22 protein-coding genes are annotated in these 22,984 nt (G+C 38.9%); 2 read left to right on the forward strand and 20 right to left on the reverse strand.

Annotated elements, in window-relative coordinates; translation table 11 throughout:
• Position 1 precedes the first annotated feature (1 nt).
• From leuS to yajC, 4 genes are read right to left on the reverse strand one after another with little or no spacing between them, the layout of a single operon-like run.
• Positions 2 to 2,449: a leucine--tRNA ligase gene (gene leuS / locus FA584_RS09240; protein ID WP_167749257.1), complete on the reverse strand. Its 2,448-nt coding sequence runs from the start codon at positions 2,447 to 2,449 to the stop codon at positions 2 to 4.
• A 15-nt stretch (positions 2,450 to 2,464) separates the two neighbouring features.
• Positions 2,465 to 3,436 carry a protein translocase subunit SecF gene (gene secF / locus FA584_RS09245; RefSeq protein ID WP_096047036.1) on the reverse strand — a complete coding sequence of 324 codons (972 nt, stop codon included), beginning with the start codon at positions 3,434 to 3,436 and terminating at the stop codon, positions 2,465 to 2,467.
• Positions 3,436 to 5,016 carry a protein translocase subunit SecD gene (gene secD, locus FA584_RS09250; RefSeq protein WP_167749258.1) on the reverse strand — a complete coding sequence of 527 codons (1,581 nt, stop codon included), beginning with the start codon at positions 5,014 to 5,016 and terminating at the stop codon, positions 3,436 to 3,438. Before secD ends, secF begins: the two co-directional genes overlap by 1 nt.
• Positions 5,009 to 5,284 (reverse strand): preprotein translocase subunit YajC, encoded by a 276-nt coding sequence (gene yajC / locus FA584_RS09255; RefSeq protein WP_096047038.1) that lies wholly within the window; start codon positions 5,282 to 5,284, stop codon positions 5,009 to 5,011. The genes secD and yajC overlap by 8 nt, the downstream gene beginning before the upstream one ends.
• A gap of 11 nt (positions 5,285 to 5,295) precedes the next feature.
• On the opposite strand from yajC, the gene FA584_RS09260 reads away from it, so the two are divergent.
• Positions 5,296 to 6,531 carry an apolipoprotein N-acyltransferase gene (locus FA584_RS09260; protein WP_167749259.1) on the forward strand — a complete coding sequence of 412 codons (1,236 nt, stop codon included), beginning with the start codon at positions 5,296 to 5,298 and terminating at the stop codon, positions 6,529 to 6,531.
• A gap of 72 nt (positions 6,532 to 6,603) precedes the next feature.
• Here FA584_RS09260 and metK read toward each other — a convergent pair whose 3' ends face one another.
• The 11 genes from metK to FA584_RS09315 all read right to left on the reverse strand — a co-directional run bounded on the left by metK (position 6,604) and on the right by FA584_RS09315 (position 17,308).
• Positions 6,604 to 7,818 (reverse strand): methionine adenosyltransferase, encoded by a 1,215-nt coding sequence (gene metK, locus FA584_RS09265; RefSeq protein WP_096047040.1) that lies wholly within the window; start codon positions 7,816 to 7,818, stop codon positions 6,604 to 6,606.
• Between the two features lie 321 nt (positions 7,819 to 8,139).
• Entirely contained in the window at positions 8,140 to 9,033 is an 894-nt protein-coding gene (locus tag FA584_RS09270) for an AEC family transporter (protein ID WP_167749260.1), read from the reverse strand.
• 39 nt (positions 9,034 to 9,072) lie between these two features.
• Positions 9,073 to 9,753 (reverse strand): leucyl/phenylalanyl-tRNA--protein transferase, encoded by a 681-nt coding sequence (aat, locus tag FA584_RS09275; RefSeq protein WP_191342041.1) that lies wholly within the window; start codon positions 9,751 to 9,753, stop codon positions 9,073 to 9,075.
• A complete protein-coding gene (gene clpA, locus FA584_RS09280; RefSeq protein WP_096047042.1) occupies positions 9,743 to 11,941 on the reverse strand; it encodes an ATP-dependent Clp protease ATP-binding subunit ClpA in 2,199 nt (732 codons plus the stop codon). The genes aat and clpA overlap by 11 nt, the downstream gene beginning before the upstream one ends.
• Before the next feature lie 49 nt (positions 11,942 to 11,990).
• A complete protein-coding gene (locus FA584_RS09285) occupies positions 11,991 to 12,299 on the reverse strand; it encodes an ATP-dependent Clp protease adaptor ClpS (RefSeq protein WP_096047043.1) in 309 nt (102 codons plus the stop codon).
• 9 nt (positions 12,300 to 12,308) lie between these two features.
• Positions 12,309 to 12,908: a TlpA disulfide reductase family protein gene (locus FA584_RS09290; RefSeq protein WP_167749261.1), complete on the reverse strand. Its 600-nt coding sequence runs from the start codon at positions 12,906 to 12,908 to the stop codon at positions 12,309 to 12,311.
• Between the two features lie 58 nt (positions 12,909 to 12,966).
• Positions 12,967 to 13,431 carry an SsrA-binding protein SmpB gene (gene smpB, locus FA584_RS09295; protein ID WP_096047045.1) on the reverse strand — a complete coding sequence of 155 codons (465 nt, stop codon included), beginning with the start codon at positions 13,429 to 13,431 and terminating at the stop codon, positions 12,967 to 12,969.
• Positions 13,431 to 14,207 carry a 4-(cytidine 5'-diphospho)-2-C-methyl-D-erythritol kinase gene (locus FA584_RS09300; protein ID WP_191342042.1) on the reverse strand — a complete coding sequence of 259 codons (777 nt, stop codon included), beginning with the start codon at positions 14,205 to 14,207 and terminating at the stop codon, positions 13,431 to 13,433. The genes smpB and FA584_RS09300 overlap by 1 nt, the downstream gene beginning before the upstream one ends.
• On the reverse strand, positions 14,207 to 14,434 hold the full coding sequence (csrA, locus tag FA584_RS09305; protein WP_096047047.1) for a carbon storage regulator CsrA: 228 nt from the start codon (positions 14,432 to 14,434) through the stop codon (positions 14,207 to 14,209). The genes FA584_RS09300 and csrA overlap by 1 nt, the downstream gene beginning before the upstream one ends.
• A gap of 1 nt (position 14,435) precedes the next feature.
• The gene (gene truB / locus FA584_RS09310; protein ID WP_167749262.1) at positions 14,436 to 15,263 is read right to left on the reverse strand and encodes a tRNA pseudouridine(55) synthase TruB; all 828 of its coding nucleotides are present in this window, start codon (positions 15,261 to 15,263) and stop codon (positions 14,436 to 14,438) included.
• Positions 15,263 to 17,308, reverse strand: a complete 2,046-nt coding sequence (locus FA584_RS09315; protein ID WP_096047049.1) for an ATP-dependent helicase — start codon at positions 17,306 to 17,308, stop codon at positions 15,263 to 15,265. The genes truB and FA584_RS09315 overlap by 1 nt, the downstream gene beginning before the upstream one ends.
• A 212-nt stretch (positions 17,309 to 17,520) precedes the next feature.
• On the opposite strand from FA584_RS09315, the gene FA584_RS09320 reads away from it, so the two are divergent.
• Positions 17,521 to 18,426, forward strand: coding sequence for a LysR substrate-binding domain-containing protein (locus FA584_RS09320; protein ID WP_096047050.1), 906 nt, complete (start codon positions 17,521 to 17,523; stop codon positions 18,424 to 18,426).
• A 2-nt stretch (positions 18,427 to 18,428) separates the two neighbouring features.
• Here the strand turns inward: FA584_RS09320 and FA584_RS09325 are convergent, their stop codons facing one another.
• From FA584_RS09325 to FA584_RS09345, 5 genes are read right to left on the reverse strand one after another with little or no spacing between them, the layout of a single operon-like run.
• Positions 18,429 to 18,881: a hypothetical protein gene (locus FA584_RS09325; protein WP_096047051.1), complete on the reverse strand. Its 453-nt coding sequence runs from the start codon at positions 18,879 to 18,881 to the stop codon at positions 18,429 to 18,431.
• Positions 18,874 to 20,595, reverse strand: coding sequence for a M3 family oligoendopeptidase (locus tag FA584_RS09330; RefSeq protein WP_167749263.1), 1,722 nt, complete (start codon positions 20,593 to 20,595; stop codon positions 18,874 to 18,876). Before FA584_RS09330 ends, FA584_RS09325 begins: the two co-directional genes overlap by 8 nt.
• 2 nt (positions 20,596 to 20,597) lie before the next feature.
• Positions 20,598 to 21,194: an aminotransferase class IV gene (locus tag FA584_RS09335; protein ID WP_167749264.1), complete on the reverse strand. Its 597-nt coding sequence runs from the start codon at positions 21,192 to 21,194 to the stop codon at positions 20,598 to 20,600.
• Complete coding sequence (locus FA584_RS09340) at positions 21,157 to 22,119, reverse strand: aminodeoxychorismate synthase component I (protein ID WP_191342043.1); 963 nt, start codon at positions 22,117 to 22,119, stop codon at positions 21,157 to 21,159. The genes FA584_RS09335 and FA584_RS09340 overlap by 38 nt, the downstream gene beginning before the upstream one ends.
• On the reverse strand, positions 22,109 to 22,981 hold the full coding sequence (locus FA584_RS09345; RefSeq protein WP_210394358.1) for an aspartate carbamoyltransferase catalytic subunit: 873 nt from the start codon (positions 22,979 to 22,981) through the stop codon (positions 22,109 to 22,111). The genes FA584_RS09340 and FA584_RS09345 overlap by 11 nt, the downstream gene beginning before the upstream one ends.
• Positions 22,982 to 22,984 lie beyond the last annotated feature (3 nt).

The raw sequence follows: 22,984 nt of genomic DNA on the forward strand, positions 1-22,984 counted from the left end.
CTTATTTTACCACCAAATTAATCAGTTTATTGGGAACATAAATCTCTTTAAGAAGTGTACTTCCCTCTAGCCATTTTGTAACGCTCTCCTTACCAAGACGTAAAGCCTCCTCTTTTGATATGGAGGTTTCTACTTCAATTTCAGCGCGTTTTTTACCATTAACCGTTACAGCGAGTATCATACTATCTTCTACAAAAACTTCTTCTTTGAGTGCAATGGGTGTTAGATTGGTACATCCAAAAAGACTCTCACTCATTTCCCAGCAAAGATGGGGGACAATCGGCTCTAAAAGATTAAGGAGAATAAAATACCCCTCAGACCAAACAGCTTTATCTTCTTGCTCGCTAAGGGCATTGAGTGCTTCCATACAAGCCGCAATCAGTGTATTAAAGGTATAACTACCCTCATAAATTTCATTCGATTTTTTAAGAGCTTCATAGACTTTCTTACGTGCATATTTAGATTCTTTAGGCAAAGAAGCATGATCAATACTCGGAATGGCTTTACATGTAAATGCATTTTCACTCTTCTGTGCAAAACGTTTTAAAAATCTAAAAGCACCTTCTACGGCACTGTCATTCCACTCAAGTTCTTTTTGAGGCGGTGCGGCAAAAAGAATAAAAAGGCGTGCGGTATCAGCACCATAGGTTTTAATAATTGCATCAGGATCAACCGTATTGCCTTTAGACTTGCTCATTTTGGAACCGTCTTTCAATACCATGCCTTGCGTGAGAAGATTGGCAAATGGCTCGTCGCAATTCACGTAACCCAAATCACGCAAGACTTTGGTAAAGAAACGCGAATAGAGTAAGTGCAAAATAGCATGCTCTATACCACCGACGTATTGATCGACATTCATCCAGTAATTCGCACTCGCTTTATCAAAAGGAACATCATTCCAAAGCGATGGATCCGTGGTATAGCGTAAGAAATACCAACTGGATTGAAAAAAGGTATCCATAGTATCCGTTTCACGAACCGCATCTGCTCCGCAGCATGGACATTGTGTGTACTTCCAAGTGAGATGTTTATCCAAAGGATTTCCCTCACCTTTGATCTCAACATCCTCAGGAAGTGCCACAGGAAGATTCTCAATTTTCTCAGGCACAAGTCCACATTTGGGGCAATGAATCATAGGAATAGGCGCACCCCAGTAACGTTGGCGACTAATGCCCCAATCACGAAGTTTGTAGTTAATGACTTTTGTGCCAATTTTTTGTGCCTCAAAATAGGCAATAATTTTCTTTTGTGCGCTTTTAGAATCAAGCCCTGTAAATTCACCTGAATTCACCAATGTACCGTACTCTGTTGTCGCAATACTGCCATCAAACGGCGCTGTTGTTTCAATGCTTTGAATAATGGCTAAATCATACTTTTTGGCAAATTCAAAATCGCGTTCATCATGTGCTGGAACAGCCATAACTGCGCCACCACCGTACTCGATTAAAACAAAATTTGCCACCCAGACCGGTACATTTTTTCCCGTTAAGGGATGAATCACATCCAGTTCAAGACTAACACCCTCTTTAGGTGCTTGTGCACGATCCCTTGCTCCCACACTTTGCATTTTTTTGATTTGTGCAATTTTGTCTTCACTTAAAAGCTTATGCTCTATCAGATGTTTGACAATAGGATGCTCAGGTGCTAGAGCTGAGTAACTGACTCCAAAAATCGTATCGGGACGCGTAGTGAAAACTTTGTAACTTTCAAATTGATTGTCCAATTTTACTTTAGAAGCATCACTCAGACTAAAGGAAAATTCTAAGCCTTCGCTTCTTCCAATCCAATTTTCTTGCATCGTGAGAACTTGATTTGGCCAACCAGCACGCAATTTTTCACAATCGTCAAGGAGTTCTTGCGCATACTGAGTGATTTTAAGATAGTAACCGGGGAGTAAACGTTGCTCGACAGGATTGTCACATCGCCAACAGCACCCCTCTTCGACTTGCTCATTGGCAAGAACGGTTTGGCAGGTATTGCACCAGTTCAATGTGGCACTTTTTTGATACACCAATCCTTTATTGAACATCTCAATAAAAATACGCTGTTCATGTTTGGTGTAAAGAACATCACTGGCGGCAAACTCTCTTTTTTTAGAAAAGGACAAGCCTAATGATGCAAGCTCTTTACGCATATAATCAATATTTTCATACGTCCATTTTTTAGGATGAACACCATGTTTAATCGCCGCATTCTCAGCAGGCATACCAAAACTATCCCAACCGATGGGATGTAAGACATTAAAACCATTTTTTCGGTGATGTCTCGCTATGGCATCCCCTATAGTATAGTTACGCACATGCCCCATATGAATACGCCCACTCGGATAGGGGAACATACTTAAAATATATTTTTTCTTTTTAGTCATATCAACAAGGGGTTCAAACGCATTGGTTTGATCCCACTTTTGTTGCCATTTTTTTTCAAGTTCTAAAGGATTGTAAAGCATCTTCTCTCCATCAAATCAAACGGTACCTTTTTCGTACTGTGAGCGCATTTTTTCTTTTTCAATCTTATTTTTTTCTTTTAAAGCAAGTTTAGCCTTGTAGCCTTCTACACTGAAGCCAAGAACCTTTAAAAAAGGTGCGGAAATAAAGATAGAGCTGTAACATCCTATGATAACACCTAGTAACATTGTAAAGCTAAATCCATGAATAATCTCGCCACCAAAGACATACAGTGTCAAAACAACAAAGAATACCGTCAATACCGTCAAAATTGTTCTTGAAAGTGTTTTAGAAACAGAGGTATTAATAACATGCATCAACTCCATATCTTTCGTGCTTTTGAGCTCTTCACGAATACGATCATAAATAATAATGGTATCGTTAATCGAGTAACCAATCAGTGTCAAGATAGCCGCTAAAACATCTAAACTCATTTCAACATGAAAAAGAATCAGTGCACCACTGGTAATAGCCACATCATGTACCAATGTAATGATGGAAGCAACGGCAAAGCTCCATTCAAAGCGAACTGCTACATAAACCATAATACCTAACATACTCAAAACGGCTGCCATAATGCCTTTTTGTCGCAGTTCACTTCCTACGACTGGTCCAACGATATCTACTTTTCGTACATCAAATTTACCAGAATCACTCAAAATAGATCGTACTTTATCACCAACATCTTCGCTGACACCCCCTGATGTTGAGGCAAAACGAATTTGAATTTCTTCAGGAGAGCCAAACTCTGAGATAAGAGCACCTGAGAACATTTTATCTTTAGAAAGATCTTCTCTAATTTTATCAATAGGTGCTTTTTGTTCATATTTTAGTTGAACAATCGTACCTCCAGAAAAATCAATTCCGTACTCAAACCCTTTGGCAAAGAATAAAATAATAGAGAGCAGTGCCAATGAAAGTGTCGTTGCAATAAAAAAACGACTGACTTTCATAAAATCATATGTTTTATGTTGTGCAAAAAATTCCATTAGTGACTCCTCTTCATACCAAACCACAAGGAAAGGTTTTTACTTTTTTCAATGCGTGGCATAAAGAATTGATAAATACCATGCGTTCCTAAAATGGCTGTTAGCATGGAGACACTAATACCAATAGCTGTACTAATGGCAAATCCTTTAATTGGCCCTGTTCCATACACATACAAAAGAACTGAAGTAATAATAGAGGTAATATTACTATCCAAAATAGCACTCATTGCATTTTCATACCCATGTTCAATCGCTTGAGCCATAGGCATACCTTGCCGCAACAGTTCTCGAATACGCTCATTAATAATAACGTTTGCATCCACCGCCATACCAATGGTCAAGACGATACCTGCCATACCGGGTAATGTCAATGTCGCTCCAAAAAGAGCCATAATAGCAATCAATAAAAAGAGGTTGACAATCAATGCGATATTGGCAACAACTCCCGCTAAACGATAATAAACAAGCATAAAGACAGAGACCAGAACAAAGCCTGTAATCAGTGCAATCAAACTTGCCTTAATACTATCAGCCCCCAAAGAGGGTCCAATACTACGTTTTTCAAGAAGGGTCACAGGAGCGAGTAATGCCCCACTACGAAGTGCAATAGCAACATCATGGGCTTCTTTAACGCTAAAACCACCACTAATTTGTCCACTACCACCACCAATACGCTCACGAATAACGGGATCTGAATAAACTTTATTATCCAAGACGATCGCCAAACGATTACCAATATTGCTCGCCGTAAAATCACCAAAGATTTTTGCACCCTCTGAATTCAACGTAAAATTAATCACAGGCTGATGCATTTCACTGAAAGAGACCTTAGCATCGGTTAGCATACTACCATCAAGGATAGGAATCTCTTTTAGAATATGACGAATGTTATCGCCTCTGGCATCAGGCAAAATGACATCACCATATTGTGCCGCTTCTGTTGGGCTCATTGTAGTGGTACGATCTTTACGTTTTTCATCTACCGCCATAAGCTGCAAATGTGCCGCTTTAGCAATCAATTCACGTGCACGCTGCTCATCATCCGCTGTTTTAATACCAGGAAGCTCTACCAAAATTTTATCGTTACCTTGTTTTGCAACATTGGGCTCAGATAAACCAAATTGATCTAAACGGTTACGAATCGTCTCTACCGCTTGAGAAAGAGCATATTCGCGAATAACCTGTTTTTCTTGATCACTAAGCGAAAGGGTATAATGAAGAGCCTCTTTTGAAACTTGCAGACCACTAACGGTTTTAAGCATCTCATCAATTTTTTTCTCTTCATCTTTATCTAAAAGAGTAAAGGAGAGAAGTTCTTCATCAATACGGAAATCATCAATAATAATATCTCCGCTTTGCGCAAAAAATTTGATACTTGAAGCGATAGATTTCATCTTTGACTTAATTGCTTCTTCTGTTTGGACACCCAAAAGCATATGAAGGCCGCCTTGAAGATCAAGACCTAAAGAAACTTTAGCACCTTTTTCGCTTTGCAAAAAAGTAGGTATTGACATCACTACTCCAAAGATAATCGCGATTAAAAAGATAACTAAACGATAGTTAAATTTTCCTCTAGTCATCGATTTTCTTTGCAATATATTCTCTTGAAACCTTGACAATGACGCCTTCATCATTAAGCTTAACTTTGATAGAATCTTCCTCAGGTTTCACGACTTCACAGATTAAACCACCACTTGTAATCACTTTATCGCCTTTTTTAAGTGCATCAAGCATTTCTTTATGCTTTTTTACCTGTTTTTGTTGTGGTCTAATCACAAGAAAATAAAAAATTGCGAAAAGAACAACGAGGGGAAGTAAAGAAGAGAGTAAACTAGCAGAACCTTGCATGGAAATCCTTTATGAAAAAAAATTTAGATATTTATTTTACCCGCATTTACATAATAAAAGCCTTTGTTATTGCTTTATGTCTTTGTGCTTTTATCTACCTTGCGTATTTTAAACTTACATTCCTCACACTTAACTCTTTACTCGCCCTAACAGGCTTTTACCTACTTTTAGGTGAAAATCGTATTGTCTGGTTTTGGAGTGGATTTTTCACAGGGCTTTTATGGTTTTATTGGATTAGTTTTAGTTTTGTTTATTATGACTTGGTATTTCTGATACCGTTTATTATTCTTGGGATTGCATTAGTGTATGGGTTTCTTTTTTGGCTTATTGGAAGGCTTGGAAGCTCTATTTACGTACAACTTCCACTCCTTTTTGGGATCAGTTTTGTAGATCCTTTTCGTTTTAATTGGCTCAAACTGCAACTGACCTTGATTGATACCTATTTTTCAACATCCCTGCTCTCCTTTGGACTGTTTTTAAGTGCTATAACGCTGTTTAAAGTATTACCCAAATGGACGAAAAGCTTTGCGGTGATCCCCCTCATTGCGGCACTTTCATTTCATTCATCACAAACGATGCCTGAAACACCCCTAGATGTCGCTATACCAACCATGAATATTCCTCAATCACAGCGTTGGGATGAGGCATATCAACAAAAAGCAATTGATCTTAATTTTGCCTTGATTGAAAAAGCGATTGCGGAACACAAAGAGCTCATTATTTTACCGGAAAGTGCTTTTCCACTCTATCTTAACCGAGCTCCTCGTTTAATTGCCTCTCTCAAAAAATATTCAGAGCAGATTGCCATTGTGGCAGGTTCTTTAACCTATGAAGAAGATCAAGGATTTTTTAACTCATCGTATCTTTTTCTAAAAGGGGAGATGCAAATCGCTCATAAAATTATTCTTGTCCCTTTTGGTGAAGAGGTTCCTTTCCCTGCATTTATCGTTGAGATCATCAATAAACTCTTTTTTGATGGGGCAAAAGACTATCAAAAAGCGAAAGCACCGCAAGATTTTGTCATCAATGGCGTTACCTTTAGAAGTGCTATTTGTTATGAAGGAACCAATGATAAGCTTTTTGTTGGCAATCCAAAACAGATGATTGTTGTGAGCAATAACGCGTGGTTTACACCATCTACAGAGCAAACCTTGCAATATCTCTTGCTACGCTATTATGCAAAAAAATATCAAACGATTATTTACCATAGTGCCAATAGTGGAAAAAGCGGAATTATATACCCCTAAGAGTCTATTTCTCATGTAAAAGTTACGCGAAATCCACGATAGCTTTTACAGAGAAATATCTTTACATGTAAACTATTTTTTGAGTGCTTTAAAGAGTTCTAAACTATCCAGCTGTTCCCACGGATAATCACTCTGTCCTACTTGTCCACGTGCCGCAACATCAGCATACAAGAAAGTATCACTGCTTGGTTTATCAAGCCCAAATTTGTTGGTAATCCAGCGTGGTGTGAGACTAAATGTTTCAAGTACAAAAGAAGAGAGCTCATCATCACTGATGCTCGTATACGTTCCTGATGTATCAACAGCAATTGAGACAGGTTTTGCAACACCAATAGCGTAAGAGAGTTGAACGGAGCATTTTTTTGCAAGACCCGCTGCTACGATATGTTTAGCAATCCAACGTGCCGCATACAAACCACTACGATCCACTTTGGTGTAATCTTTACTGGATTGCGCACCGCCACCAATCGGAGAGTAACCACCAAAACTATCGACAATCAATTTACGACCCGTAAGCCCAGAATCGTGAAGTGAACTATGGTTCACATAACGACCCGTTGGGTTAATGTGGATAATCGTATTGTTGGGATCATAAAGTTCGGTTGGAAGTCCTGTATCGTCAATTAAGCCTTTAATCAAAACACGTACTTCTTCAATCGGAAGACTCTCATTCGAAGGTGCTGAGACAACAATCGTATGAATTTTTTGCGGTTTGCACTCTTCAAAATTTTGTTTCGTACCATAATCAACCGTTACTTGTGTTTTAATATCCACACCCAATTTATGGTTGTGAGTGAGTGCATAATTATAAACTTTATCGCACAACATTCTGGCATACGTAATCGCAGCTGGCATAAAATCAGCCGTTTCAGAAGAGGCAAAACCAAACATAATGCCTTGATCGCCTGCACCAATTTCACCGCTTTCTTGATCAACACCTTGGTTGATATCACTGCTTTGCTGGTTGAGAAGCACTTGAACTTTGACTTCATCGGGATGCAAACATTGTTCTTTCGTAAAGGCTGATTTTCCATCATAACCAATTTTAGCGAGTGCATCTTTAACGATTTTCTCATAATCCGCAAAGGAGAGAATACTTTTGGTATTGACCTCGCCACCAATGATGACATGTTTACCTGCGACGAAAACTTCACTGGCAACGCGTGAGTTTTTATCGGCAATAATAAGTGCATCAACAATGCTATCCGCAATGATATCGGCACATTTGTCAGGGTGACCTGGACTGACTACTTCAGAGGTAAAAAGGTAGTGTTTTGTGTGTTCCATTTTTGTTTTCCATTTCTTTGTTTTCCCGTCTTCAAACACGCTTAAAAAAACGCTTGTTTTAATCCTTTCAGGAATAAAACGCTTGTTTTTTTAAACTTTTATGCTTGTTTTTTTAAACTTTTATGCTTTCGAGCAAAGCATCTCAAGCATAAAGTTTGAAAACTCGTTTTCCATCCTTTTGTTTTCCATTTAGGGTTTCTTGAAGAGACGAAACATCAAATAAAATTAAAAGTTTGAACCAAGGCTCCGGTGAGCCCACCGCTTATTTATAAGGAGTATATTACTCTCTTTAATCTAAAAATTTCTTTGATTGTAGGGTTACTATGAAATGATTAGATTCCATAAACCAATGCTCACGAACGAGAAAAGAATGCCTACGGCAAGAGCGTTAATCAAAAGTGCTTTGTTCAACCCTCCTCTGATACCAAAAACAACAGCCAGTGTCATCGGAGGCATCGCTGTTTCCAAAAAAGTTACTTTCACCCAATCCTCTTTTAAATCAACCCAAAAGTAAAGACCCATGAGTATCAAAAATGGAGCAACCACCATCTTTAAACACAAAGCGATCATATTCTCTTTAAAATAGAGCGATAAGGTACGAAACTCTAACTTCATACCAACGATGGCTGTCACTAGAGGAATTAACGTCGCTTGGAATTTATCAAGTATGCTCTCAATAAGTGGAGGAAAATCCGTTCCATGAAATCCAACAGCAACGACAACCGCCATCAAAGGAGGCGAAAAAAATATCTGTTTTGCCACATCTCGTCCCCGCTGCTCTTCTCCTCCACCCCACGCAATGAGCGCTATTCCAAACGTCATTAAGGCAATAAACGTACCAATTTGATCATACACAAGCGCATAACTGACATGATTGAGTGAATAAAAGGACTCGATGAAAGAAAAGCCAACAAAGCCTGTATTGCCAAAACCGACAATAACCATCATCGTGACCAGATTTTTACGATCCATTTTCAAAAATCGTCCCGCACTATATCCCAGTACCAAAGAGAGTGCCATGGTGCTATAGGCAATAAGAATGATTGAAAAAACTTCATGATTAAACGTCATATGAGGTATTTTGGAAAGAGCAAGTGCAGGCAAGGAGAAGTAGAGTACAAATTCGGTTAAAGCTTCAGAAATATCGTGTTTGATGGTTTTAAAAATGTATCCTAACGCAACAAAAATAAAAACGGGAGCAACGTGTTCAATCATCTCAAACTTCTTTTACATGTAAAGATAAAAGGCATACCATCACCATGCTTTTGTCGTGCAATTTTCTAAAGCATTTTCTAACATTGCTAGAAATTTCTCGCGTGGTATCACCGATGCACCTAAAGATTGAAGATGATCGGTGGGAAGTTGACAGTCAATAAAATCGCCTCCCAAGCTTTTCACTTTTTTACAAAGTCCTATTAACGCAGCCTTTGAAGCATCACGCTTTATTGAGAACATTGACTCGCCGCAAAATACGCCACCAAGGTAGAGTCCATACAAGCCACCGACCAATTCACCCTCAAAAAAGCACTCGACGGAATGTGCAAACCCTTTTACATGTAAAGTACAAAAAGCCGCGATCAAATCTTCGCTGATCCAGCTTTTTTGACCTTTGGCAAGCCTCGTTTCCAAACACAAACGCATCACTTGTTCAAAGCAGGTGTCATAGCGTATTTCAAAATGTTTCATGCTTTTGATTAAACTTTTAGAGATTTTAATGTCAGAGGGAAAGAGCACAAGCCTAGGATCGGGCGACCACCACAAAATGGGATCGCCCTCGTTAAACCATGGGAAAATACCTTGAACATAAGCACGAAGGAGTCGCTCAGGTTTGAGATCACCACCCCATGCTAAAAGTCCCTCATCGCTGGCATCTTCGGGATCAGGGAAGGTATAATCATTCGGATGCAGCTGCGGGATGAGTCTCTTAGTTGCCACCGCTGTATTCAAACACCCATTTTTTAGCTTTATAATCTATTTTGCACACGCCACCATTTTTGAGCTTGCCAAAAAGAACCTCTTCAGAGAGCGGCGTTTTAATCTTTTCTTGAATCACACGACGCATCACACGTGCACCCATCTCTTTGCTATACCCTTCACTGGCGAGCTGTTTTTTAGCGGCCAAGGTTGCAATAATCTCGACTTTTTTATCTTTAAGCTGCTCGGTAAGCTCACTTAAAAGTTTTTCAACCACATTGATCATCACAGGCTCGGACAATGGCGCAAAGTGAATGATGTCATCCAAACGATTTCTAAATTCAGGAGAGAAGAAGTCTTTAATCGCATGATCCATTCGACTGCTCTCGCTCTTCGTAAAGCCCATCGTTGGTGCTTCTTTCGTTCCAAGATTGGAGGTCATAATGATGATAACATTGCGAAAATCAATCTTTGTTCCATTATTATCGGTCAAGGTTGCACTATCAAAAATTTGAAGCAAAATGTTGAGCATATCAGGATGTGCTTTTTCAATTTCGTCGAGCAATAACACCGTATACGGATGCTTTTTAATCGCTTCACTCAGTTGTCCACCCTCATCATACCCCACATAGCCAGGAGGAGCACCAATGAGACGACTGACCGTATGTTTTTCCATATATTCACTCATATCGTAGCGTTCAAAATGGACGCCTAACTCGAAAGCGAGTTGTTTCGCCACTTCTGTTTTACCCACGCCCGTAGGGCCTGTAAACAAGAATGAACCAATCGGAGCAGTCGGATTTCCCAACCCTGCACGACTTCGTTTAATGGCTTTAACCAATGCCTCAATCGCCGCATCTTGACCGAAAATTTTGGATTTGAGATGCGCTTCTAAGTGTTGCATCACCTCGCCCTCATCTTTATTCACACTGCGCGTTGGAATGTTGGCAATTTTGGCAAGAACGGCTTCAAGATCGCTCATCTCCACCACTTTTTTACGCTTTTTAGCCAAGTGAAACGAAGCACCTACTTCATCAATCAAATCAATCGCAGAATCGGGTAAAAATTTATCACTAATGTATTTTTTGGCAAGTTCGACAGAAGCTCTGATCACTTCATTAGGGTACTTCACACCATGATGTTTCTCATAGCTCCCTTTAAGTCCTTTAAGAATTAAAAAAGAGTCTTCAAGACTTGGCTCTAACACATCAATCTTCGCAAAACGACGGCTCAGTGCTTTGTCTTTATCGAAGAAATTGCGAAACTCACCATACGTTGTAGCGCCAATGCAGCGAATTTTCCCCGAAGCGAGTGCAGGTTTAAGCAGGTTGGAAAGATCCATCGAGCCACCGCTCGTTGCTCCCGCTCCTACGATCGTATGAATCTCGTCAATAAATAAAATAGCCCCTTTCTTAGCTTCAAGTTCATTCAAAATTTCTTTGAGTCGTTTTTCAAAATCCCCTCGGTATTTTGTACCGGAAAGAAGTGCTCCCATATCCAGTGCATACACGGGAGAGCCTTTTAGAATTTCAGGAACGCCTCCTTCGCTAATCTTCTCAGCTAAACCTTCCACAATAGCAGTTTTTCCAACACCGGGTTCACCCACTAAAAGAGGATTATTTTTCTTCCTACGACACAAGACTTGCATGAGCCGTTTCACTTCATCCGCTCTTCCAATCAGAGGATCAATCTGCTTTTGTTTGGCAAGAGCAATAAGATCAATCGTATATTTAGCCAATGCACTCTCTTTTTGATCATCATTGCGTGCATCTTTATTTTGGGGTGCGCTCAGTGCTGTTACTTCTTCAACAATCAAAAGTTTATCAACCCCTTGTTGCAATAACAAAGAGACACAAAAGGCATTGCTTTCATCCATCATCGCAATTAAAAGATCGTACACACTGGCTTCTGACTTGCCTGCACTCTTTACATGTAACATCATTGATTCAATGACGCGAGTCAATGCCACCGTTTCTAAAGGCTCATACGTCTCTTCAGTAGGCACAATCTGAGGATTCGCCACAAAATACTTTTCCATAGAACGCTGCAAGAAAGTAATACTGAGTCCACAGTTGATCAGAAGCTCAACCACATTCTCATTACTCAACAGAGCAAAAAAGAGATGATCAACGGTGATATACTCATAGCGATGCTTTCTTACAAAAGCTATGGCGTCATTGAAAACAAAATTGAGTTCTTGGTTAACCATAATCTACTCCTTTTTTACCTGATAATGTGCATTCGCAGAATAAAATGAATCATTCTGCTTCCATAATAGCACGCAGAGGAAAGTGCTCCTCTTTGGCCATTTTTCGGACATACTCTACTTTTGTCTCCGCAATTTCATACGTATAAATGCCACAAAGACCTTTGCCTTGTTCATGCACACTGAGCATAATTTCGCTGGCCTTTTCAAAACTATGATGAAAGATTTGCATCAAAACTTTGATCACAAATTCCATACTACTGTAGTCGTCATTGAGCAATAGAACTTTATACAGTTGTGGTTCTTTGAGTTCTATCGCATCAAGCGTTTCGTTTTGAAAATCCCCTTCGAAATGGTGCATGTAAAGCCTCTATTGTGCCGTAAGTTTATCGATATCTTTTTGGATAATATCCAAATCTACTTTTCCAAGATAAAATTTATTATCTGGATTTTTACCATAAATATCCGTAACATTTTGATACTTTCCATCTTTTAACACGACTTTAAACGGTACTTGCAAGGTTTCTTTATATTTAATGTCTTGCAAAATCGTCTCAACCAATTTTTTATTTTTGGGTGAATTGGTAATAAAATAATAGGCATTGTACTTCGCTGCAAAATTCTCCACAACATACTCATCACTGACATCTTCAAAAAAGTTAAGACCAATCAGCATAACACCATCACCATTTTGAAGTTGAAAATCCATCAAAGAGGGTGCTTCTTCCTGACATGGGGCACAAAATGTACCAAAAATATCAATCAATACAACCTTGTTTTCGTCATCTTCAAGCACAAAACCACCATTCTTGCGAAGCAGTGTCAATTTTGCACCCGAAACGCTTTTAAGCTCAACTTTGTCACCATCTTTGTAAGTCTCTTTTACTGTTGATACGCTTGATGATTCAGATCCACATCCTGTAAACAAAAGCAGTGTTGCGATTATGATTGAACTGATTAACTTTTTCATACGTTTCCCCATATAACTTTTGGTTTATTCTACTTTATTTAGATAAATAATATGTAAACTACTCTTTGTAAGCATAATTCTTGATCGCCGTTTTAGCTTCTCTTTGCGCATCTTTCTCTTTCAAGCTCTCACGTTTATCATGCTCATTTTTTCCACGCGCTAAGGCAATCTCAATTTTTGCAAGATTTTTGCTATTAAAATAAATTGCCAATGGCACAATCGTTAAGCCATCTTTGGCCACTTTCATATCCCATTTACGTAACTGCTTCATATGCAGAAGCAATTTACGAGGAGCCCTCTCATTGGGAGCATAGTTTAGATTGGCCGTTGAAAGGTGCGAAATATGCGCATTGAGTAAAAATGCTTCCCCTTTAATAATCTTGACAAACGAATCTTTCAGATTCACTCTGCCTTGACGAATGGCCTTTACTTCACTACCTTGAAGCACAATACCCGCTTCAAGCTTCTCTAAAATTTCATAATCATGGAACGCTTTTTTATTGCGTGCGACGGGTTCACCCATTAAAGTACCTCTTTAAGTCTAAAAAAACTACTTCCACTGCCACTAAAAAACCACCCTTTTTTAGCATAATTGCTAAGCTCTGGGTAGGCCTTAAGAGACGCTGGAAAAAGATCGTTGAGTTGTTCCTTAGAAAAACGGCTCAACAATTCGGGACTTTTAAGTACAACCATTTTCGAAGCTAACGCTTGATCCATTGATTGCAAGAAATATTCCCTATAGGTTTTATACACCAACGCTGTATTACAGGCAACTGCGGGTGTAAAAACTTCAATGTCAAGTGCGTTTTCATCAAACGTCTCAACAATTTCACCAATACCACTGACATTGGCACTCTCATAACCTGAGGCAAAAAAAGCAACATCGGCGCCCACTTCGCTTCCAAGGCGCATCATTGCTTCTCTATCAAGCCCTAAACTGGCAGTCTCATTGAGCATTTTCAAGAATGTGGCACTATCGCTACTACCGCCACCCAGACCCGATCCTGTTGGAATATTTTTCTTTACATGTAAAGCAAAATCTTTCATGACTTGTTCCACTTTTTGATCATATCCATGCTCTTTGAGTACCATGAAAGTACGATACAAAGTATTGTGCTCTAACGGACAATTAAAATCACCTACAAGTTCAAAAGGCTGTGCACTTTTTTTAGGAACAAAGCTTAGCGTATCAAACAAAGAAGGTACAAGCATAAAGCGTGAAAGTAGCTCATGGTAATGACCACGTGTTCCTACGATTTTTAGAAAAATATTGACTTTGGCGTGTGCTTGATACTGCATTATTTAAGCTTAAAACTCAAACTAGCGAGCGCATCATGGCTCGTATTTTTACTCGCTTCAATGTTCGCTTCTTTGATCGCTTTTTCTAACTCTTCACGTAAAATAAGCATATCTTTAGGTGCATCAAAGCCTAGTTTCACGACACCTTTAGAAATTTCGATGACCCTAATGGTAATATTTTCATTTAGAACAACACCCTCTCCAATTTTTCGTGTGAGTATTAACATGTTACGCCTTTAGCGATAGTGAATTTAAGAGATATTCTACCCCATTTGCGCTGATTTCCACAACGCTAAGGACTTCATCAATCACAATTTGATAAATACCTTCTTCTTGCTTCTTAAAGTTTTCAACACTTAACTTTCGCCCTAATAAAATATCGTGAGAATCACCAAGGTAATCGTTGGTGGGAAGATCAAGATAATCTAATGGGTTGAGCTCTTTCTCATTTTCATAGGTAAAGTCGCCTTCATTGAGCCGTTCTAATGCACTCAAAGAGCCAGAAAATCCAAGTTTTTGAGCAATTAATGCCCCAATACTACGAACATATCCACCCTCAGAGATGGTAATCTCAAAGGTCAAAAAAGGATGTGCGTAGTGGATTAAATGACAGTCATAAATAGTACTTGTGATGGCTTTAAGCTCAAAGTCTTTATCGGCACGTGCCAAATCATACGCTCTTGCCCCTTCAACTTTTTTAGCTGAATATTTTGGAGGTAAATAGGTCATTTCACCCATCATACTTTTAAGAACAAAGGTTACAGAATCGGGATGAAACGGCATCATCTGTTCGACTTTTTCGATTTTTTCGATATCGAGTGTTGGGCTTGATGCACCTATCCAAAGTGTTGCGCGGTACGTTTTTGGCGCTTTTTTCAAAAAACGGAACAATTTTGTAAACTGCCCAAAGGCAATAATCAAAACGCCCTGCGCAAACGGATCAAGCGTGCCTGAAAATCCTGCTTTTTTCACAGTGTAACGTCGTTTAATGCGGCTTAAAAAATGGTTTGAAACCATACCTGAAGGCTTATAGGCAACAAAAAGGCGGTTATCCACTAAATCTTCTCCACAAAGGATGCCAAAATATCACGCCTTGTACCACTAAAATTAATTTGCAATTTAAACTCTCGTCCCACTTTGCTGATCTCTGTGACACGACCAATGCCAAAGATTTTGTGCTTGACCAAATCACCTTTTTTAAAGGAAGTCGTTTTTTCAAAAATCAAACTTCCTTCACACACCCCTGCTTCTTTCAAGAAACGGCTTTTGGTCAGCTCGGTTCTACGCCCTTTGTAAAAACGACTCGCAGAAAAACTCAGCGTGAGCTCTTTTTTAGCACGGGTAATGGCAACATACCCTAGACGTCGCTCTTCTTCGATGTCACTACCATCTCCTATCAGTGGGAAGAAACCCTCTTCCAAACCAATCACAAAAAGATACTCAAACTCCAAGCCTTTACTCGCATGAATGCTCATAATAGAGATATTTTCACTGTCAATTTGGTCTTGATCACTTTGCAGTGCAAGTTCATTTAGAAAATCGTCCACATTCATTTGAGGATTTTGCTTGACATAATCACGAAAAAGTCCGTAAAATTCATCAATGTTTGAGATACGTTCCAACGAGTCAGGTTGGTTGTTGTAATACTCTTTTATGGCAAAAGACTCTTCAATTGCATCAATCATATCGTAGGTGGAATTTTCCTGAATGCTCCGAATATGCGCGATATTTTGAACAAACTCTTTAAGCGCCAAGGAAGCTTTCTTTGTTGCCTCTTTTTCAATGGCAGATTCATTACATGTAATGTACTCATAAATGGATTGACGGTTATCGTAGGCAGATTTAATCATACGTTCAATGGTGACTTTTCCCAGTCCACGCTTCGGACGATTGATAATGCGTTTAATGGAAAAATCATCGTGAGGGTTGGCAATCACACGCAGATAACTGATGACATCCTTGACTTCAGCACGTTCGTAAAACTTGACACCACCTACCATATTGTAAGGAACCTGCTCTTTATTTAACCCCTCTTCTAAGGAACGACTGAGCGCATTGATGCGGTACAAAACAGCAATTTCATTAGGGCTCACACCACTGAGAATGAGTTTTTTAATGCGTTTTGCAATAGAATGTGCCTCTTGATTTTCATCGTGTGAGTCCATCACTTCAATAGCTTTGCCATCACCCTTGGTACTTTCAAGCACTTTGCCAATACGTCCACGATTGTGCTCAATCAAATCATTCGCCGCTTTTAGAATTTGTGTAGTAGAACGGTAGTTTTTTTCTAACTTCACGATTTTAACATTGTCAAATGATTCGTGAAATTCTAAAATATTTTTAATGTTTGCGCCACGCCATCCATAAATACTCTGGTCATCATCACCCACAACACAAAGATTGTTATGGCTAAAACAGAGTTTGCGCAGCAATTTGTATTGAAGTTCATTGGTATCTTGATACTCATCGACCATGATGTACTGATAGCGATGACTCACCTCTTCACACAAAGCATCATCACTTTCTAAAATTTTATAAGGAAGCACTAAAAGATCATCGAAATCAACCAAGTTATTGGACTCCAAATAGTCTTCATACTGCTCATAAATTTTAGCGATGACTTGGTAGCTTTTTTGCTCTGCTTTCTCCCATGCCACTTTTGGATCAATCAAGGAAGTTTTATAGCGTGAAATCTCACTGGCAATCATTCCCGTTGGAAGTTCAGTACTGGTACTAAAGCTCTTTAAAATGCGCTTTTTATCATCGGTATCAATGACCACAAAGCTATTTTTACGCCCTATTTTTTCGATGTGAAACTTTAAAAAAAGCAGACCAAATTTATGAAACGTACATAAAAGCGGTGGATACGTATGCTCCTCTATCATCGCCATAGCACGCTCTCGCATCTCACAAGCAGCTTTGTTCGTAAAGGTGAGCGTCAAGGTATTGGCAGGTGGAATCCCTAAGGAGAGTAAATAAGCCAAGCGCGACGTGATCGTTTTGGTTTTTCCACTTCCTGCACCGGCTAAGATGAGTACAGGGCCATCTACACATTTTACCGCATCTTGTTGTGACTCGTTTAACATCGTTAAATCTTGCATACGTTCATCTACTTTTTTATGATATAAATTGTATTTATTATAGCAAAAAAACTTTAAGCAAAACTCTACAGATTTTTTTCATGATTGAAACGCTACGATAAACAAAAGTTTTGATCAAAAAAGTGTAGCATTATCCATTGTTTTTGTTATTATTTTTTGTTATAATCTTTCAAGTGTTATCAAAAATATTTATACAATAAAAGGATTATTTCATGCTGAAAGATTTCTCAAAAGTGGAAACCTTTTTGACCGTTGTACGAGAAAAAAGCTTTTCTAAAGCTTCTAAAAAACTTGGCATCAGCCAACCTGCTGTCACACAACAGATAAAACTTCTTGAAGAATACTTAGATATTCAAATTGTGGATCGTAAAAAAAATGGTATCAAACTCACCACCGCAGGTGAAGAACTTTTCAAGGTAGCTATCAAGCTTGAAAAACACCTTTTAGCGGCTGAGAGAGAGATGCTGCGTCTTGTGAATAAAGAGGTTATTTTTGTGCTTGGAGCGTCACCAATGATTGGTAACTATATTCTGCCAAATTTTTTGAATGACATACAAGAAGCCATTAAAAATAATGTCATGCTCAAAGTGGAAGATGCTGCAGAAATTACTGAAAAACTGCTTGATAAAAAAGTGGACTTAGCACTCATTGAAGCACCTATCTTTCAAGAGGGAATTATTTACCGCGAATGGTTAGAAGATGAACTCGTAATTACCAGTCGCTCACCTCTGCCTAAACTGGTTAAAAAAGAAGATTTACTCTCTTATAATTGGATCTGTCGCGAAGAAGAGTCCAATACACGCAAGATTATTCATGAAACATTTGAGAAAATGGATGTGGATTGTAAAAGTTTTAAAGTTAAAAGTATTGTCACGAGTTCGACCGCAGTCAAACATACACTGATGAAAGCAAATATCGAAGATACACCAACTGTTTCCATTATCTCAAAACATATTATTGCTGATGAGTTAGAAAATGGGTTGCTCTATACCACAAAGATGAAAGGCTTGAAATTGACACGTATGCTCTATCTTTGTTACATCAAAGATCGTAAACATGATGCGCTGATTGACAATGTTATCAACTACATTATGAGCAAACAAGAGATTAAAGCTTAGTGCTACTTTTTAATAAGCTTTTGATTATTAGGATTGGACATAAGCGCTTCCATTGAGCGTTTTAGTCCAGTCTCTTTAGGCACTTTTACGTGAGATTTTGGAGGTGTACTTAAGTTAATAAATACAGGAATCTCTTCAATAATAATCTGTAAAATTGCTTCAATCGGTAAACTAACCAAAGAGCCAAAATTATCGCTACCAAACCCTGCTTCAAAGCTAATTCTTCCATTGTAAACTTGGGTACTCTCAAAGGTATACCCTGCTAAAAAGAACATCGTAATCGGCTTAAAATTTTGTCTGATTTCAGAAGGCAACTCAGGATCAAAGGTAACATCAGAGATATTTGTTAAAATTGAAAAATTTACCCCACGCTTAAGCAACAACTCCAACACCTCTTTGGTGTGCCTTTTCATTAATCCATAAAACTCTTCACTCCCAAGTAACGCTTCAAGCATCGCACATTCCTTTAAATTCTGCTAAGAGGGATTCTATTTCGCTAATACCTAATTGCCAAAAATGCTCATCTTCAATATCAAACCCAAATTTTTTAATCAACTCTTTTGGACTTTGACTTCCACCTGCACTCAAAAAGCTTGTGTAATTTTGAACAAAGACTGCTTTATCACTTTTTTTATACAATCCGTAAAGTGCTAAAACCAGTAATTGCCCATAACTGTAGGCATAACAGTAAAAAGGTGAGTGAATAAAATGAGGTATATAGCTCCACCAAAGCGCGTAATCTTTTGTGAGTGTAATACTCTTGCCAAACATTTTTTGACTCTCTTGCATCCAATATTGGTTAAATGTCTCAAGATCCAACTCGCCTTCATGCGCATGTACTTTACGCTCAAACGTTGTGAAATTGATTTGTCGGTAAAGGGTAGAAAAAATATCTTCAATTTTACTGGCATATAAAGAGCGTTTTTCACTCACACTCAAATTGTCTTTAATAGCATCAAAGGCAAGCATTTCCGCAAAGACAGAAGCTGTTTCAGACGTCGTTAAAGGTGTATCACTGCCAAGATAGCCGACGTCGCGTGAGAGATACTGATGAATCGCATGCCCTAGTTCATGCGCCAAAGTAAAGAGGTCACGTCTCGTATCGGTATGGTTTAAAAGCACATAGGGATGTGTACTCGGTGTTGCAGGATGAGAAAATGCCCCGCCTCTTTTTTTATCTTTAGGGAATACATCAATCCACCCTTTTTCAAAAGCCATAGAGGCAATTTCATAAAACTTAGGGTTAAACTTTTTGAAAGCATCTAGCACTATTTTCTTCGATGTTTGAAAATCAAATTTTTCGGTAGATTCTTCCAATGGAGCATAACGATCGTATTCATAAAGCTCAGTGAGCCCCAAAAGTTTTGCTTTTTGCACGTAATAATCTTGTACCAAATGAAAACTACTTTCAGCACTTTTAACCAAAGCGTCGACACTTTTTTGTGTAATTTTATTATCCATATGGCGTGACTGTTCCGCATTTTTATAGCCACGAAGTTCACATTCACTTGCAAGATCCGTTTTAATCATATTGAAAATATATGCCAAAAGTGGCTGATGCGGTTTAAGCCCTTTTGTAAAAGCACTGGCTACTTTTTGACGCACTTCACGATTGGAGTCTTGAAGTTTGCTAAGTATCTCCTCTTCGGAGAGCTTTTCGCCCTCATAAGAAAACTTCAAGCGGCTAAAGTGTTCATCGAAAAGTCTGCTAAATGCTGAAAATGACGTCATCTCTTTTTTAAGAAGAATACGCTCTTCTTTTTGACTAAGCTGATAAGGCTTCTCTTCCATCAGTGATTCTAAATAATATTTATAGGTGGGAGCCGCTGCGATCAACTCTTCTTGTTTTGGTTTAGAAAGCTTGTTAAATTCAAGTTCAAAAAAGAGAAGATCTTCAGCGATAGTGCTATGGGCTTGCTGATATTTGGCATAAAATCCACCATTATCACTATTGGTGGCAAACTTTAAAAAAGCATACGTCATAATGCGACCCAAGGTCTCATTGATCGATTCATACTCTCTAATTGATTCTAAGAACTCATTAACATGTAACTCTTTAAGTTTACCTTTGCAAACAGACGCAAAACTTTTTGCACGTGATGCGGCATCTTTTAAATCCGCTTCTAATACGGTTTCATTTTCATAGAGTGCTGAAAGATCCCAATTCAAATTTATTCCTTTATCCATAATACGTTATCAATGATTTTAAATCCTATAAGTGCATTCATTATAGCAAATTTCTGAGCTTTTTGAAGGCTTTTCATGTCCAAAACTTCAGCTTTGAGTGCACCACTTTTAAGCAATCGCTCTCGTGTCGTTCCTTTTAAAAGTGGATGAAGTGGCGTTTTCCATTCACCATCAATTAAAAGCGCAATATTTGCGATACTCGTATCTTGAAGCTTCCCTTTACATGTAAAGATAACATCATCACTATTTCCTTGTAAATGGACATTTAAAGCCTCTCGATTACAATATTTATATGCGTAATCTATTTCAGTCTCGACGAATGCAAATGTTTGAAGTGTGTGTAGAGCGCAAGGAATATACTCAATTTTCTGAAGCGCTTCGGCATATTCAACACGTACTCGATAAATTCCCTCCTTGGGAGGAGCCAAATGTTCTGAGAGAACGATTTTAGACATTGAGCCGTAAAGCGCTTGACGCGTTTGATCAAACCGTGCCTGATGAAAGGCAAGGTGGAAAATTTCGCCATCTACCGCTTTGAGCGTCTCAAAACAGGGGGATGTAGACTTTATCACACAACTCATCGTACTCCTTTGCTGCCTCACTCAAAAGCGTAATACCGCCACCACTTTTAAACATATAGCCCTCTTTTGTCTTTTCCAAAAAGCGAATCATCACAGCGCTATCTAAAGTTTTTCCATCATAGATACCAAAGATGCCCGTAAAAAAGCCCCTATCGTAACCTTCAAGACGTTTTATAATCTCCACGCTACTGCGTTTGGGTGTGCCACTGATAGAACCAGCAGGCAATAATGTTGCAAGGATCGTGCCAACATTATTATGCCAATTTTCATCCAACATCCCTGTGATCTTGGAGCTAACCTGTAAAAGCTCTTTGTTGCCTGCTTGAATCTTTTCTACGTAGCGAAACTGCTCCACACGCATGTCTTTTGACACCATAGAGAGGTCATTGCGTAAAAGATCAACCACCATCACGTGCTCCGCTTTTTCTTTCTCATCGTTTAAGATCATCTCCTTAGCATTAGGAATGCTCGCATCAATCGTACCTTTCATCGGATAGGTGCTGATGCGATTGTTCCTTATTTCTACAAAACGCTCGGGTGAAAAACAGACAAATGCTTCATGATAACAGAGTTTAAACGGAGCATTGGCGGTATAAAAAAGATTTTCGAGTGAACACGAGAGCTCAATTCGTGTAGGAGATGTCAGGTTAAGCAAATAGGTATTGCCTGCTTTTATCTCTTCAATAACCGCTTCCATCTGAGCACGATACTGCTCTTTTGAAGGAGGTGTTTTCGACCAAGAAAAATCTTTACATGTAAAAGTATTAGAGGCATTACTTTGGGTTTCTAATTGGTATAAAACACCATGAGGAATGGCATCAAGAACAAATGCCTCAAACTGTTTTGCCGCATAATCAATCATAAAGAAGAAAGGTGTTTTCTCCTTACCAAAGGCATTGAGTTTCGAGGCAAACTCAATGTTCAATCAGCTTCTCCAAAACCGCCATTCTCACGGCTACACCATTTTTAACTTGCTCTAAAATTTTAGAGCGTGGATCTTTCATCATAAAATCATCGACATCGACATTACGGTGTACAGGGCCTGGATGAAGAATGATGATGTCACGATCTCCCATGAGTTTTGACGTGATGCAAAAATCAGCACCATAATCTTTCAGTGAAGCATAAATTTGATTTGCGTGGCGCTCCGTTTGGGCACGTAAACTCATAATCACATCGACTTCATCAATCACTTCTTCAATAGTGTGGTATACGCGAAGGTCTGTTTGAGGCAAGAAATGTGGTGGTCCTACTAAAATGACTTCAACGCCTACTCGCGCTAGAAGCTCAATGTTGCTGTTCGCAACTCTGGAGTTTTTGATATCTCCCACAATGGCCACTTTTTTACCACGAACATCACCAAAATGGCGTTTCATGGTAAACAGATCGAGCAAGGCTTGCGTCGGGTGAGCGTGAGCGCCATCTCCACCGTTGACAATTGGGCAGTTAACATAGTTAGCTAAGATATGTGGTACCCCTGAGCTTTTATGACGTACCACGATAGCATCAGGTCCCATGGCATCAAGATTTGCCGCGGTATCAAAAAGTGTTTCACCTTTGCTGGAAGAGCTACGTGAGACATCAAGACTAACAACCATTGCACCAAGGCGTTTGGCTGCAATTTCAAAACTACTTCGTGTTCTAGTAGAGTTTTCAAAAAAGATGGTAATGACCGTTTTATTTTTTAAAATTTCTCGTGGTTTTTCATCCAAAAACTCTGTTGCTCTCTCAAGCAACTTCTCAATCTCTTCCAACGAAAAATCCCGTGTATTAATCAAATGGTTCACGCA

It is taken from the genome of Sulfurospirillum diekertiae (assembly GCF_011769985.2).
Lineage (GTDB): Bacteria > Campylobacterota > Campylobacteria > Campylobacterales > Sulfurospirillaceae > Sulfurospirillum > Sulfurospirillum diekertiae.